The following is a 14,125-nucleotide window of genomic DNA, read 5'->3' as shown; positions in this document are numbered from 1 at the left end:
GTCTATCCCTTCTCTGCTCCCGCCGTGAGCCCCTCCGTCAGCAGTCGCTCGCTGGCGAAGAACACGATCACGATGGGCAGCGTCAGCACCACCGATCCTGCCATCAGGACCGTCGTCGGGATCTCGATGCTCCCTGCCAGTTGAGAGAGCCCCAGGGAAACCGTCCAGCTCTCCCGCCGCTCCACGAGGAAGAGCAGGGCGAACAGGAACTCGTTCCAGGCGATCATGAACGCGTAGAGGCCGGTGGCCATCAGGGCGGGCTTGGACAGCGGCAGCACCACGCGCCAGATGGTCGACAGTCTCGTGCATCCGTCGATCGCGGCCGCTTCTTCCACGCTTTGCGGCACGGTCTCGAAGTAGTTGCGGAGCATGTATACCGTGACCGGCACCGTTTGCGCGATATAGACGAGGATCAAGCCGACCAGAGAGCCGCGCAGCCCGAGCATCGTGAAGAGCACGAACAACGGGATGGCCAGCACGATCGCCGGAAACAGGTACACCGCCAGGAACAGGAAATGCACCTGCCGCCGGCCGAAGAAGCGCAGCCGCGCGACCGCGTACGCGCCGGGGATCGAGATCAGCAGCGTGACCGCCACGGAGGCGACCGCGATGATCGCGCTGTTCTTGAGGAAGGTCAGGAAGCCCTGCCTGGTCAGCACGTCCACGTAGGTGTCCAGGGTGAAGCTGCGCGGCCACAGCGAGCCCGGCTCCAGGATGAGCTCCTGGATGTCGCGTACGGACAGCATCACCATGTAGAAGAACGGGAACGCGGTGATCAGGAACAGGAACAGGATCACCAGCGGCTTGAGCACCCTGAGCAGCCCGCGTTCGAACCTATCTCTGCTCATCGGCACCTCCGGCGAAGAAGCGCAGGTAGATGGCCAGGAACACGACCAGGAAGATCGCCAGTACGATCGCCTGCGCGGCGGAGGCGCCGATGTCGTCACGCGCGGTCAGGAAGTTGTAGACCCGCACGCTGACCACCTCGGTCCCGGCCCCGCCGCCGGTCAGCAGGTAGACGTCGTCGAACTTGGTGAAGGTGAACACGAACCGCAGCACCGACAGCAGCGCGATGATCCGCCAGAGCTGCGGCATGATCACGTATCGGAAGCGCTGGGTCGGCGTGGCACCGTCCACCACCGCGGCCTCATCCAGCTCCGCCGGCAGCGCCTGGAGCCTGGCCAGGATGAACAGGAACGCGAACGGGAAATACCGCCACGCCTCGAACGCGATCACCGTCAGCAGCGCGACCGGCACCTCCAGGCCCAGGAACTCGCCCTTGGCCTGGGTGAGGAACGCGATCGGCTCCTTGAGCCAGGAGTTCACGATGCCGTACTGGGGGTTGAGCATCGTCTCCCAGAGGAACGCCACCGCCACGACCGGGGCCACGTACGGGATCAGGATCGAGGCCCTGATCAGGGTCCGCCCCCTGAACCTGTCGCGCAGCGCCAGCGCCGTCACCAGCCCGATCACGATCGACAACGCCGTTCCCGCGACGGTGTAGACGAGCGTGTTGACCAGGGCGGTCCAGAAGCCGGGCTCGGAGACGACGTACGAGAAGTTCTCCAGCGTGTAGTGGCCGAAGACGCCCGCCCGCCGGATGTTGATCAGCCGGACGTCCTGGAACGCCAGCATGACCGCCCACAGCAGCGGGAGCACCACCACGACCAGGGTGATGATCAGCGTGGGCGAGATGAGCGCCAGCCCGGCGCGGCCCTCCTGCGCGCGCAGCGTTCTCGTGCGCTTGCGCGCGACAGGGGAGGAGGGCCCCGTCGTGCGCGGCGGCGTGGTGGTCGATCTGCCGGATGCGGTCACTGCCGGATCCCGCGTTTGATGGTCTCGACGTCGGCCTTGGCCTGGGCGGCGGCGGCCTGCGGGGTCAGTGAGCCGTCGGCTACCGCGCTCAGCGCCTTGGGCACCGGCAATTCGCCCATCGTGGCCCCGACCAGCTTGCCCTGTCCCTGCGGGATGCCCCAGCGGGCGAACGTGTCGGGGCTCTTGCGCAGGGCGTCGAGCACGTCGGCCGGGTAGACGTCGGCCAGCGGCTTCTTGGAGTCGACCCCGGCGGGCAGCTTGTTCCACTTGTCCTCGAAGCCCTTGCGGGTTGGGAACTTGCCCTCGGGCGCCATCCCGATCCAGCGCTCGTAGCCCTCGTTCATCATGTACGCGACGAACTTGGCGGCCGGGTCCTTGGCGGCGTTGCGGGTGACGACCCACGAGACGATCTCGCCGTATTGTGCGGGCGCGCTCCCGTCGGGCCCCTTGAGCGCGGTGACCACGCCGGTGTTCTTGGCCAGCCACTCGGGGTCGGCGCGGCACTCCTGGCAGCTCGGCAGCGCGTCCTTACGCAGCCCCGCCATCTCGTCCAGGATGAACGAGGACCAGATCGTCATGGCGGCCTTGCCGGAGAAGTAGGTGGCCCTGGTGGAGTCGACGTCCTGCTTGCCCTTGACCGAGTAGCTCTTCGCGAGGTTCGCGTAGAACTCGAACGCTTTCGCGCACTGCGGCGAGTCAAGGGCGACATTTCCGGAATTGTCGACTAGCTGGCACCCGTTCGCCAGCGCCACGTGCTCGAAGCTCTGCGCGGTGAACGAGTCTTTCGGCGCGATCGCCAGCGTGATGCCCGCGACCCCGCCCGTGTTCAGCTTCGCCGCGGCCGCCTGAAGCTTCTCGTACGTGTCCGGCGCCTGCAGCCCGGCCTTCTCGAACAGGTCCTTGCGATACAGGATGAGCTGCGCCCACCCGTCGCTGGGCACTCCGAGCAGCTTGCCGCCCGAGGTGTCGAGCTCCAGGGCACGCGGTGAGAACGTGTCCTTCCCGAGCTGATCGACGACCTTGCCGGGAGTCTCGGTGTCGAGCAGGTCGTTGGCCTCCAGCTCGCGCACCGCCGACAGCGGCAGCGCCCCGATCACGTCGGGCAGGTCGTCGGCCGCCGCCGCGGCCGTCATCGTCTGGCTGAACTGGTCCTCGCCGACGCCGACCAGCTTCACCTGGATCCCGGTCTTCTTGGTGAACTCGGCGACGATCGTCTCCTGCACGGCCATCCGGTCGCCGAGGTTCTCCTCGGTCCAGACCGTGATCTGATTGCTCGCGGACGGTTGCTCGCCACCGTCGTCGCCGCACGCCGCCAATGAGGCGGTGGCCAGCAGCGCGACGGAGAGGACAGCGGTTACCTTCTTCGGCATGGCACGCTCCTCTGGATGGGGATACGCCCGCCCTTACCCAACGATCAGTTGGCGCAACGTGCGGTAGGCGATACCGAGACCGCTCTGTACCCACTCCGTGCTGCGGCTCCCGCCTGAGGTAAGCGTTCACCTGCACCCCTCCGTGAGGGCGCGGATTGCTCTCGCGGGAAGCGATCGGGGAAAGCGTCAGTCCGCTCTGCGCGAAAATTCGTCCGGCTTGATCCTTCGCGGCTTCGCCGAAACGATCTACTCTGATGTGATTTCGGTCATCCGAAGTCCGTCAGCGAACGGCTCCGGACAGCTGCGAAGTCCTGGTGCGCGGCCTGGTGCGCAACGCCGGTAAGGTCGCTTTCCGGAAGACACACTGTCAGAAACCCCAATTCCATCAGTCGCCTCCGACGGAAGTCGTAGACTTAAGAGTGTTTCAAGCGCAACTATCGTGTGCAAACAAGCACTAAACCTTTGACTTTTGTTTGATCAAAAAGCGTAAGTGTGGGGAATGCGCGTCATCACCTTCGAAGAGCCAGGCCAAGTCCGCGTGAGCCTGGAGTCGCCCGCAGATCTCGTGCCGGGCTCAGTACGTATCCGTACGCTCTACTCCGGAGTCTCAGCGGGCACCGAACTCACCGCCTATCGCGGCACCAATCCCTATCTCGCCAGCAAGTGGGACACCGAGCGCCGGCTCTTCGTCGAAGGCAGACGCACGCCTATCCGCTGACCGGCTGGGGCTATCAGGAGGTCGGCGAGGTGGTGGAGGCGGCGCCCGATGTCGCCGATCCGCCCGTCGGCAGCCTCGTCTGGGGCATCTGGGGCCACCGCGCCGAGGCGGTCGTCCCCGCGGAGAAGCTGGTCGGCCATGTGCTGCCACCCGGCGCCGATCCCCTGACCGGCGTCTTCGCCCGGGTGGGCGCCATCGCGCTCAACGCCGTGCACGCCGCAGACGTGCATCTGGGCGACCAGATCGCGATCTTCGGCCAGGGCGTCATCGGGCTGCTCGCCACCCGGCTGGCCGTGCTCAGCGGCGCCAGGGTGGTCGCGGCCGACGCCATCCCCGACCGCCTGGAGCTGGCCAGGGACTTCGGCGCGGCCGAGACGTTCGACGTGACCTCGGGCTCGGTGGCCGAGTTCACCCGCAAGCGCATCGAGGGCGCCGACACGGTCATCGAGCTGAGCGGCAACCACCTCGGCCTGCACGAGGCGATCAGGACCGTCCGCAAGGGCGGCAGGGTCGTGGCCGCCGGCTTCTACCAGGGCGACGGCATCGGGCTCAGGCTCGGCGAGGAGTTCCACCACAACCAGGTCCAGCTCGTCTCCTCCCAGATCGGCGGCGTCGCCTCGTGGCTGGCCCACCGGTGGGACGTCGAACGGCTGCAGCGCACGTTCATGGAGCTCGTCCACCGCGGCGAGGTCGACGCCGGCCGGCTCATCTCGCACGTCATGCCCGTCGAGCAGGCACAGGAGGCATTCGACCTGCTCGACAAGCACCAGTCCGAGGTACTTCAACTCGTCTTCCAATTTGAGGAGTCACAGTGAAGCTCGCCGTACAGGAGCAGCTTCTGCCAGGGCGCTCGCTGCAGGAGAAGTTCGCGTTCGCGGTCGACGCCGGGTTCGACGCGATCGAGCTGCGGGGCAAGGGCGATTTCCACTTCGCGGGCCGCCTGACCGAGCTCAAGCGGGCGCTCGCCGACGGCGTGGTCATGCCGACGGTCTGCGTGGACATGCTGCACTTCATCGGCGACTTCGACCCGGCCAAACGCAAGGACGCCATCCAGCAGCTCAGATCGCAGCTCACGGTGATCGCCGAGCTGGGCGGCATCGGCGTCATGACTCCCGCCTCCTGGGGACAGTTCTCGCGCCGGCTGCCGCCGTTCGAGCCGCCGCGCAGCGCGGAGGAGGACCGCGAGGTGCTGGCGGAGGCGCTGGGCATCCTCGGCGAGCACGCGCAGCGCAACGGCGTGCTGATCATGCTGGAGCCGCTCAACCGCTACGAGAACCACATGGTCAACTCGCTGGCCGACGCGGTCTCCTACTGCGCCATGGACTCGATCAGGGTCGTCGGCGACACCTACCACATGAACATCGAGGAGGACGACCCCTGCCACTCGCTGGCCGAGGCCGCCCCCTATCTCGCGCACATGCAGATCAGCGAGTCGAACAGGAACCAGCCGGGCACCGGCCACCTCGACTGGGGCGCGCAGCTCGCCACGCTCGACGCCGTCGGCTTCGACGACTACCTCGCACTCGAATGCCGGCTCCGCGGCGAGCCCGAGATCGTCCTCCCGCAGACCGCCGCCTTCATCAGGAAATACCTATGATCCCCCGCGACGCCGTGCGCGTCCTGGTCGCCAACTGGGACGGCAGTTACACGGTTCCCTCCCGTCGTCTCTACCCTCACCAGTGGAGCTGGGACTCCGCCTTCATCGCGATCGGCAACGCCCGCTGGGCGCCGCGCAGGGCCAGGTCGGAGCTGCTCAGCCTGTTCGGCGCCCAGTGGCGCGACGGCAGGGTCCCGCACATCGTGTTCAACCCCAAGGTGCCGGAGGGCGCCTACTTCCCCGGCCCGGAGTTCTGGGAGTCGCGCGCGCCATCGGGCTCGGCGACCTCCGGCATCGTGCAGCCCCCCGTCCACGCGCTGGCGGCGTGGAAGACGCATCTGGCCGAGCCGGATCCGGCGTTCCTGCGCAGGATCTATCCCAAGCTCGTGGCGCAGCAGGCGTTCCTGCGCGCGGCCAGGCGCTCGGAGGAGGGCCTGATCTCGATCCTGCATCCGTGGGAGTCGGGCATGGACAACAGCCCCGCCTGGGACCTGCCGCTCAAGGCGGTCCAGCCGGCCACGTCCGGATTCGTGCGCAGGGACCTCGAAACGGTCAGCGCCGACGAGCGGCCCACCGACCGCGACTACGAGCGCTACGTGGCGATCGCGCGGGCCTACCGTGACTCGGGTTACCGCAGGCCCGGCGCGTTCCAGGTGGAGGATCCGCTGTTCAACGCCGCGTACGGCGTCGCGGAGGCCACCCTCGCCAAGATCGCGGAGGTGTGCGGCGCCGACCCCGGGCCGCACGAGCGCGAAGCGGCCGCGATCACCGAGGCCATGGTCGAGCACCTCTACGAGGACGGTCTCTTCCACGCCCGCGACGTGCTCAGCGGCTGCCTGATCCGATCGAGCAGCGCAGCCGGGCTGACCCCGCTCATGTTGCCGGGCCTGCCCCGCGAGATCGTCAACGCGCTGATCGGGACCGCGCTCGACCGTTTCGCGCTGAAGGACGGGATCCTGCCCAGCTTCTCCCCGTCCGCCCCCGAGTTCGACCCCGCCCGCTACTGGCGGGGCCCGAGCTGGATCAACCTCACCTGGCTGGTCTGGCACGGGCTCAAGGAGCGCCGTCCCGACCTGGCCGCCCCGCTCGCGAACGAGATGGTCAACGCGGTCACCCGATCCGGCTTCCGCGAATACTTCGACCCGCTCACGCTGCGCGGTCACGGCTGCCGGGACTTCAGCTGGTCAGCCGCCCTCATCCTCGACGTGATCGCAGAGCACGGCCTGGACGGACTGGCGACGGCGGGTGGCGAGGTCGGTGAGCAGGCCGGGAGCCTCGTCGAACCCCACGAGGTCAGTGATCAGGTGCCGGCGTAGCGACCTGCCGCGCTCCCTGAGCAGGGTGATCGTCTCGTGCGAGAGCCGCTCCCTGTCCCAGGCGTGCGCCAGGCCCCTGGGCACCCTGCCGATCTGGGCGCAGCGCAGCGTCAGCCCGTTGTGGTGGAACTCCTCGCCGAGCCGCACCTCCTGCGCGCCCTCCGTGTAGAAGGCCAGATCGACCAGCGTGCCCTGGGGGCGCAGCAGCTTGAGCCCCAGCCCCAGGGCCCTGGCCTGGCCGCGGCACTGGAAGACCACGTCGGCGCCGCGGTCGTTGAGGCCGTGCCGCCAGCGGCGCTTCAGCGTCACCGCGGGGTCGTCGTCGGCGGCCAGGACGCCGGCGCCGAGCGCCTCGGCGACCGCGAGCCTGGCCGGCGTCTCGTCCACCACCACGACCTCGGCCGCCCCGCAGGACATGGCGAAGCAGGCCGTCAGCAGCCCGACCACGCCCGCGCCCACGATCACGACCCGCCGGCCGCGCACGCCGTCGCCCAGGTGCCGCACGGCCGGGCCGTGCAGGTCGTGGGCGGCGTGCAGGAGACCGTTGGCGCAGATGGGGCCCATGTGGGCCACGTAGACGCCGAGCATCGGGTCGATGTCCTCGGGCAGCTCCACGAACCTGTCGGTCATCGGGTCCGCCACGTACGCGGTGCGGTGGCCGTACGCCATCGCGACCAGCGTGCCCTCCCGCACCGCGCGCGTGCGCGTCTCGACCACCAGGCCGACCTGCATGTAGCCGATGCCGCGCACGGGATAGTCCACCGACGGCGCGCCCTCCGTGAACAGGCCGAGCGACGGGTCCCAGGTCGCGGTCAGGTAGGGGTTGGTGCCCTTGACATAGGTGAGCTCGGTGCCCGCGGAGACGCCGCTGTGCGTGGTCGCCACCATGAACCCGCCGTCGGGCAGATCGGGCAGCTTCTCCTCGACCAGCGTGACCTTTCCCGGTCCTTCGATACTGAGCACTTCACCCATCGAGCATCACCGGCCTCCGCTCCGCGGCGGACCTGGCGAGCGCCAGTGCCAGCCGGTGGGTCCGCAGAGCCTCACCGTACGGCACCCGTACGTCGGCGTCCTTGCCTTGTACGGCGTTGACGAACTCCCGGTCCACGCGCGTCTTGGCCTGGCCGTCGTCCTCGATCACGCGTTCGCCGTCCACGAGCAGCCGCGTCTCGCTGAGCTCCAGCGCGATGCCGTCCGCGCACACCTCCAGGCCCACCCGGTGCTTGTGGGCGAGCAGGCAGGAGGTGGCGAGCAGGCCGGGCGTGCCGCCGGCGAAGCGCATGACCGCCGCCGTGGCCCGATCGACCTCGTCGCCCGCCGCATCGTCCGCCGGTACGGCGTGCACCATCGTGACCTCGCCCACCAGGAGCCGCGCCAGGTCGAGCACGTGGACCGCCTGCTCGACGATCTGGCCGCCGGACATGGTGCGGTCGAGCCACCAGCCGACCGGGGGCACCTTGTCGAGCCAGTGACCGAGCGCGAGGCGTACGGGACGGCCGTCGAGCAGGTCGCGGGCCTGCCGGACGATGTCCAGATAACGCCAATGGTGGCCGACCGCGGAAGGAAGAGATCTCCGCTCGATTTCGGACGCGATCATTTCTGCGGTTTGGAGGTCTAGCGAAAGGGGTTTTTCCACAAAAATCGGGAGGTTGCACGACAGGACATCACGTTCCGGGTTGCCGTGCGCGAAAGGCGGCACACAGACGTAGACAGCATCCAGACCGCCGGCATCGAGCAGGTCTGCATGGCCGCCATAGGCGGGGGTGTCATGCTTCGAGGCCAGCGCCTCGGCCCTGTGGGGATCCGTGTCGGCGATCCCAGCGATCGCTACATCGGGGAATCCGGACAGGACGTCTGCATGGCGGGCGGCGACATTTCCGGCACCTATGATGCCGACACGGGTCATTGGGGACACAACCCGGCATATGCCACAGAGCGGCGCGACCAAACAAACATGTTCATACGCGTCTGATTCGGGCAGAAGTCGTGACCTCAAAAGATGGGGGCTGACTGCATGGAGACAGATCTGCGAGCCTTGGCCAGGGTCCAGGAGTGGTATGGCCCGCATTCGAGCACCGCGGCCGAATGGCCGGTGGATGCCTTAATGCTGGCAAAGGACACCACGACGGTTAGTGTTGTGCTACCCGCCCGTGACGAGGAGCGCACGGTGGGCGACATCGTGTCCGTCATCCGCCGAGACCTCGTCGAGCGCGTGGGGCTGGTGGACGAGATCGTCGTCGTCGATTCGAACTCCACCGACGCGACGGCGGAGCGAGCGCGCGAGGCCGGCGCGCGGGTGGTGGCACAGAATGAGGTGCTCTCGCACCTGCCACCGCTGACGGGCAAGGGAGAAGCCCTCTGGAAGGGACTGGCGGCATCCAGCGGCGACATCGTCGTGTTCGTGGACGCCGACCTGCGGAGTTTCGGCGCGCATTACATATCGGGCCTGGTGGGGCCGCTCCTCGTGAACGGTGACACCCACTTCGTCAAGGCGACGTACGAACGGCCGTACACCGGCGAGGACGGGGTCGTCCGGCGCGGCGCGGGCGGGCGCGTGACGGAGCTGGTGGCCAGGCCGTTGCTCAACATGTTCTGGCCGGAGCTGGCCGGCTTCGCCCAGCCGCTCGGCGGCGAGTACGCCGCCAGGCGCGCAGCGCTCGAACAGGTGCCCTTCGTCACCGAGTACGGAGTGGAGTTCGGGCTCCTCGTCGACCTGCTCCAGCTCGTCGGGCTGGACGCGATGGCACAGGTGGACCTGGGACACCGTGCGCACACCCACCAATCGGTGGCCGCGCTCGGCCGGATGGCTGGGCAGATCATGCTCACCGCCTGGTCCCGCCTCGAACGCCAGGGCCGCGTGCTGGCCTCGGAGCAGCCGGCGCACACGCTCCTGCAGTTCGGGCTGGAGGGCCGGGCGGACCTGGTGGACGTGGCCGTGGCGGAGCGACCTCCGCTCGCCTCCCTCGTGCTTGAGGAGGACGTGGCATGAGAGTTCTGGTGAACGCGGGGCCGTGGCTGGAGGTCCCGCCTCCCGGTTACGGCGGGATCGAGAACGTGGTGGCCACCCTCGTGCCGTGCCTGCGCGAGCGCGGCGTCAGCGTGGTCCTGGCCTCCGTCGGCACGAGCACGCTCGAGGTGGACGAGCTGATCACCGCCTATGACGAGGGTCAGTTCACCGAGCTGCAGAAGCCGTACAACCAGGTCATGGGCATCGCGCATGCGCACCAGGCCCGCGTGGCCGCCGAGCTGCGCTCCCGCGACGACATCGACCTGGTCCACGACCACCTGGAGGTCGTCGGGCCCGGCGTCCTGTCCGCGCTCGGCGGGCCGCCCGTGCTCCACACCCTGCACTGGGACCTGCACAAGCACCCGGAGTTCTACGGCGCCTTCCCGCCCTCGATCGCGGTCAACGGCGTCTCGGAGTCGCAGCTCGCCCGCGCCCCGGAGGCGCTGCGCGCGGCCTCGCTCGGGGCCGTCTACCTGGCCACCCCGCTCGCCGACCGCGACCTGCGCGTCGATCGGGGCGAGCACCTGGTGGTCATGGGCCGCATCTGCGGGCTCAAGGGCCAGCACGTCGCGGCCAGGATCTGCCAGAAGCTCGGGCTCCCGCTGGTGCTGGCAGGACCGGTCTGCGGCCGCGACACCGCCGCTGAGCTGGACGTGGTGACCCAGAACCCGTATCACCCGCTGCACAGCCACCCGGACGTCCGCTACCACCTTGACCAGGTGTCCCGTTACCTCGACGAGGAGCTGGTCCGGTGGGTCGGCGCGGTGGGCGGCGCGGCCCGCGACCACCTCTACGCCACGGCCCGCGCCGCCCTCTTCCCGATCCAGTGGGACGAACCGGGCGGAACGGCCGTCGTCGAGGCCCTGGCGCTCGGCGTCCCGCCGGTGGGCCTGCGCCGCGGCTGCCTGCCGGAGATCATCGAGCACGGCCGCACCGGCTTCCTGGCCGACACCGAGGAGGAGCTGGCCGAGTGGGTCCTGCGGGTGGACGAGCTGGACCCCGAGGAGTGCCGCCGCGAGGCCCGTCGCCGCTTCTCGCCGTCCGTGATGGCCGACCGCTACCTGGAGCTGTACGAGCGGGTCGTCGACGGCTCACGAGGTTGAGACGGCGTCGGCCGGAGCTCACGAGGTTGAGACGGCGTCGGCCGGGCGCGTCCTGAGCGCCAGGCGGGCGGGCAGGGCGGTGGCGGCCAGCGCCAGGACACCCGCCGCGGCCAGCACCAGGACGTACGCCAGCGGCGGCACGTACGGCGTGGCCGAGCCCGTCATCCCCGCCCCGAACGCCGAGAGCGTCGCCCACGAGATCGCCGTGCCCGCGATGACGGAGGTCAGCACCGCGCAGAGCGTCTCCATGCGCAGCATGCGCAGGATCTGACGCCGGGTGGCGCCCGCCAGGCGCAGCACGGCCAGCTCCCTCGACCGGCCCGACGTGGCCATGGCCAGGGTGTTGACCACGGCGATCGCGGTGAAGGCGATGATCAGTCCGAGAGCCGTGAGCGTCACCTGCGGGTTCGCGGCGCCGGCGGCGGCGGCCTGGGCCCGGTCCAGCACGACCGCGCCGGGCGCCGCCGCGGCGAGGGCGTCCGTGGTCAGCGTGGGGGCCGCGACCAGGAGCGTGCCCGCGGGGTCGTCCACGTGGCCGGCGGCGACCTCGTAGGGGAGGGTCACGTCGCCGAAGCCGAGGCCGCGGCTGTAGACGGCGGCGACCCGCAGGGTGGCGGGAGTGCCGTCGCCCAGCGTGAGGCGCACCTGACCGCCGACCGGGAGACCGAGCCCTTCGGCCGCCGTCCTGCTGAGCGCGACCGAGCCCGCGCCGAACCCCTTCATCGACCCGCTCACGACCCCCAGGTCGATGGTGCGGGGATCGTAGGTGATGGCCTGGGCGGCGTACTTGTCCAGGCCGACCCTGACCGACGTGCGCAGGACCTGGGTGACGGCCTCGACCCCGGGCACCTTCGCGAGGGCGGCGGCGGTCGTGCGCGGCGCGCCCGGCAGCACGTGGCCGGCCAGGCTGCCCGCGTCGGCCTGCTGCTGCGCCGCGTGCTCCGCCGTGGTCTGGGCGAACAGGATCGTGCACGTCATCGCCACCATCAGGGTCAGCGGTGACAGCACGGCCGCCAGCCCCTTCGGCGCGGCCCGCAGGCTTCTGGCGGCCAGGTAGCCGCTCACCCCGGTGCCGCGCGACGGGATCGCGCGCACCACGGCCCTGGCGACCAGCGGGCCGAGCAGGGACAGGGCGATCGTCCAGACCAGCGCGGTCAGCATGGTCACCGGCGTGGCCGCGGCCTCGGTGTTCAGCCCGGACAGGACGATGGTGAGCACCACGCCGCCCGCGGCTGCCGCCAGCCCGGCCACCAGCCGTGGCCAGGGCAGCCGCCCGTGGTCCAGCGCGGCCTCGCCGAGTGCCTCCACGGGCCGGATCCGGGTGAGGCGGCGGGCGGAGACGCGCGCCGCGACCCAGGCCGCGCCCACCGTGGCCGGCAGCGCGACCAGGGCGGGGAACGGGCTGACGACCAGGCGCAGGTTCGCCGGGGTCGCGCCCAGGGACACGAACGTGGAGTGCAGCCAGAGGCCCAGCCCGAGGCCCGCCGCCGAGCCGAGCACCCCGGCGGCCACGCCGACCAGCAGTGCCTCCCCGCCGACCAGCGCGCGGACCTGCTTGGGCGTCGCGGCCACGGCCCGCAGCAGGGCGATCTCCCGATGGCGCTGCTGGATGGACAGCGCGAACGTGCCCACCACCACGAGGATCGCGACCAGCAGCGAGGTGCCCGCCAGCGCGCCGCCCATGCTGATCAGCTTGACCCGCGCCTGCTCGGCGTCGAGGAACTCCAGCCGCCCGCGTTCGTCACCGGTGTACAGCACGGCCCCCCGCGGAGCCGCGGCCAGCCCGGGGAACACGCCGGCGGCGCTGACCTGGCCGGGACGCCCGGCCAGCCGGCGGGCCTGCGCGGTGCTGAAGAACACGGTGTCCTGGCTCGGCAGGGCCTGCGCGGTGACGCCCACGACCCGCTGGCCGCGCAGCCGCGCCCCCACGTCGAGCCCGGCGCGGGCGTCCACGACGATCTCGCCGTCGGCCCGCGGCTCACGACCCCGGGCGATCGTGAACGGGGTCAGCGCGGCCGACTCCCAGCCGTGCCCGGTGTACTCCCCGAACGGGAACGTCACCTCGGTGACCACCTTCGTCACGCCCGGCGTGTCCTGGATCGCCGCGACGACGGAGGCGGGCAGCCAGGCCCGCTCGGACAGCGGCTTGGCCTTCGTCTTGGTCTTACCGTCGCCCTTGTCCACGCTCTCGCGGACGAACTGGTCGGCCGCCACGATCGCGGGCGCGCCCGCGTACCGCTCGGGGGCGACGGTGCCGCGCAGCCCCGTCTCCAGCAGCATCAGGCAGGCGGACACCAGCGCGGCGGCGCACAGCAGCGCCACGAACGCTCCCGCGAAGGCGGCCCTGCGGTGGCGCAGGGTCTTCAGCGCGAATCCGATCATCACTTCCACGCTCCGAGCCCGGTCATCCGCTCGGCGATCTTCTCGGGGGTCGGGGCGGTCATCGAGTCCACGATCCGGCCGTCGGCCAGGAACAGGACGGTGTCGGCGTACGAGGCGGCCAGCGGGTCATGGGTCACCATGACCACCGTCTGCCCCATGCCGTCCACCACCTCGCGCAGCAGGCGCAGCACGTCGCGGGCGGTCATGGTGTCCAGCGCGCCGGTCGGCTCGTCGCCGAACACCACCTCCGGCCTGGTGACCAGTGCCCTGGCGATGGCGACCCGCTGCTGCTGGCCGCCGGAGAGCTGGCCGGGCCGGTGACCCTCGCGCCCTTCGAGGCCCACCCTGCGCAGGATCTCCGCCAGCCAGCTCCGGTCCACGCGGGCGCCGGCCAGGCGGAGCGGGAGGGTCACGTTCTCGATCACGTCGAGTGCGGGGACCAGGTTGAAGGCCTGGAACACGAAGCCGACGCGCTGCCTGCGCAGCTCGGTGAGCTCGGTCTCGCCCAGGTTCGCCAGCTCCGTGCCGCCGAGCAGGACCGAGCCCGCGGACGGCACGTCGAGCCCGGCGGCGCAGTGCAGGAACGTGCTCTTGCCCGAGCCCGACGGGCCCATCACGGCGGTGAACGTGCCGCGCGGGATCCCCACGGAGACTTCACGCAGGGCGGCGACCGCGCCCTGGCCCTTCCCGTACACCTTGCTCACGGCGTTCAGCCGCACCACGTCTGTCATGTCTCCAAGCCTGCTGAACTGCGCGTCCGCCGCCCAGAGACGCCGTCACCCCTCACCCATGACGTCCTCATGAATCGGACACCCAT

The 14,125-nt window shown here is 70.1% G+C and carries 12 protein-coding genes and 1 pseudogene; 6 read left to right on the top strand and 7 right to left on the bottom strand.

All coding sequences use genetic code 11. The annotated features are described in order from the left end of the window. Positions 1-2 precede the first annotated feature (2 nt). From ABEA43_RS36555 to ABEA43_RS36545, 3 genes are read right to left on the bottom strand one after another with little or no spacing between them, the layout of a single operon-like run. Positions 3-848, bottom strand: coding sequence for a carbohydrate ABC transporter permease (locus ABEA43_RS36555; RefSeq protein WP_345569178.1), 846 nt, complete (start codon positions 846-848; stop codon positions 3-5). Further along, entirely contained in the window at positions 835-1,815 is a 981-nt protein-coding gene (locus ABEA43_RS36550; protein ID WP_345569176.1) for a carbohydrate ABC transporter permease, read from the bottom strand. Before ABEA43_RS36550 ends, ABEA43_RS36555 begins: the two co-directional genes overlap by 14 nt. Continuing rightward, on the bottom strand, positions 1,812-3,185 hold the full coding sequence (locus tag ABEA43_RS36545; RefSeq protein WP_345569174.1) for an ABC transporter substrate-binding protein: 1,374 nt from the start codon (positions 3,183-3,185) through the stop codon (positions 1,812-1,814). Before ABEA43_RS36545 ends, ABEA43_RS36550 begins: the two co-directional genes overlap by 4 nt. Positions 3,186-3,684: 499 nt before the next feature. On the opposite strand from ABEA43_RS36545, the gene ABEA43_RS36540 reads away from it, so the two are divergent. The 4 genes and pseudogenes from ABEA43_RS36540 to ABEA43_RS68275 all read left to right on the top strand — a co-directional run. Continuing rightward, a complete protein-coding gene (locus ABEA43_RS36540) occupies positions 3,685-3,903 on the top strand; it encodes a hypothetical protein (RefSeq protein WP_345569172.1) in 219 nt (72 codons plus the stop codon). Further along, a complete protein-coding gene (locus tag ABEA43_RS36535; protein ID WP_345569170.1) occupies positions 3,849-4,718 on the top strand; it encodes a zinc-dependent alcohol dehydrogenase in 870 nt (289 codons plus the stop codon). Before ABEA43_RS36540 ends, ABEA43_RS36535 begins: the two co-directional genes overlap by 55 nt. Beyond that, positions 4,715-5,500 (top strand): sugar phosphate isomerase/epimerase family protein, encoded by a 786-nt coding sequence (locus ABEA43_RS36530; protein ID WP_345569168.1) that lies wholly within the window; start codon positions 4,715-4,717, stop codon positions 5,498-5,500. The genes ABEA43_RS36535 and ABEA43_RS36530 overlap by 4 nt, the downstream gene beginning before the upstream one ends. Continuing rightward, positions 5,431-6,675, top strand: a pseudogene (locus ABEA43_RS68275) (MGH1-like glycoside hydrolase domain-containing protein); the annotation flags it as partial. The gene ABEA43_RS36530 and the pseudogene ABEA43_RS68275, both read left to right, overlap by 70 nt. 9 nt (positions 6,676-6,684) lie before the next feature. On the opposite strand, the gene ABEA43_RS36525 reads toward ABEA43_RS68275, so the two are convergent. Both ABEA43_RS36525 and ABEA43_RS36520 read right to left on the bottom strand, forming a co-directional pair. Next, positions 6,685-7,788 carry a zinc-dependent alcohol dehydrogenase gene (locus tag ABEA43_RS36525; protein ID WP_345569166.1) on the bottom strand — a complete coding sequence of 368 codons (1,104 nt, stop codon included), beginning with the start codon at positions 7,786-7,788 and terminating at the stop codon, positions 6,685-6,687. Further along, the gene (locus ABEA43_RS36520) at positions 7,781-8,722 is read right to left on the bottom strand and encodes a Gfo/Idh/MocA family protein (protein WP_345569165.1); all 942 of its coding nucleotides are present in this window, start codon (positions 8,720-8,722) and stop codon (positions 7,781-7,783) included. The genes ABEA43_RS36525 and ABEA43_RS36520 overlap by 8 nt, the downstream gene beginning before the upstream one ends. Before the next feature lie 108 nt (positions 8,723-8,830). On the opposite strand from ABEA43_RS36520, the gene ABEA43_RS36515 reads away from it, so the two are divergent. Both ABEA43_RS36515 and ABEA43_RS36510 read left to right on the top strand, forming a co-directional pair. Beyond that, entirely contained in the window at positions 8,831-9,805 is a 975-nt protein-coding gene (locus ABEA43_RS36515; RefSeq protein WP_345569163.1) for a glucosyl-3-phosphoglycerate synthase, read from the top strand. Continuing rightward, complete coding sequence (locus tag ABEA43_RS36510; protein ID WP_345569161.1) at positions 9,802-10,926, top strand: glycosyltransferase; 1,125 nt, start codon at positions 9,802-9,804, stop codon at positions 10,924-10,926. Before ABEA43_RS36515 ends, ABEA43_RS36510 begins: the two co-directional genes overlap by 4 nt. An 18-nt stretch (positions 10,927-10,944) precedes the next feature. On the opposite strand, the gene ABEA43_RS36505 is transcribed toward ABEA43_RS36510, so the two are convergent. Then, a complete protein-coding gene (locus tag ABEA43_RS36505; protein WP_345569160.1) occupies positions 10,945-13,308 on the bottom strand; it encodes an ABC transporter permease in 2,364 nt (787 codons plus the stop codon). After that, positions 13,308-14,039 carry an ABC transporter ATP-binding protein gene (locus ABEA43_RS36500; RefSeq protein ID WP_345569158.1) on the bottom strand — a complete coding sequence of 244 codons (732 nt, stop codon included), beginning with the start codon at positions 14,037-14,039 and terminating at the stop codon, positions 13,308-13,310. The genes ABEA43_RS36505 and ABEA43_RS36500 overlap by 1 nt, the downstream gene beginning before the upstream one ends. Positions 14,040-14,125 lie beyond the last annotated feature (86 nt).

The organism is Nonomuraea rosea (genome assembly GCF_039539705.1).
GTDB lineage: Bacteria > Actinomycetota > Actinomycetes > Streptosporangiales > Streptosporangiaceae > Nonomuraea > Nonomuraea rosea.
This window is presented reverse-complemented; position numbering and strand designations above follow the sequence as displayed.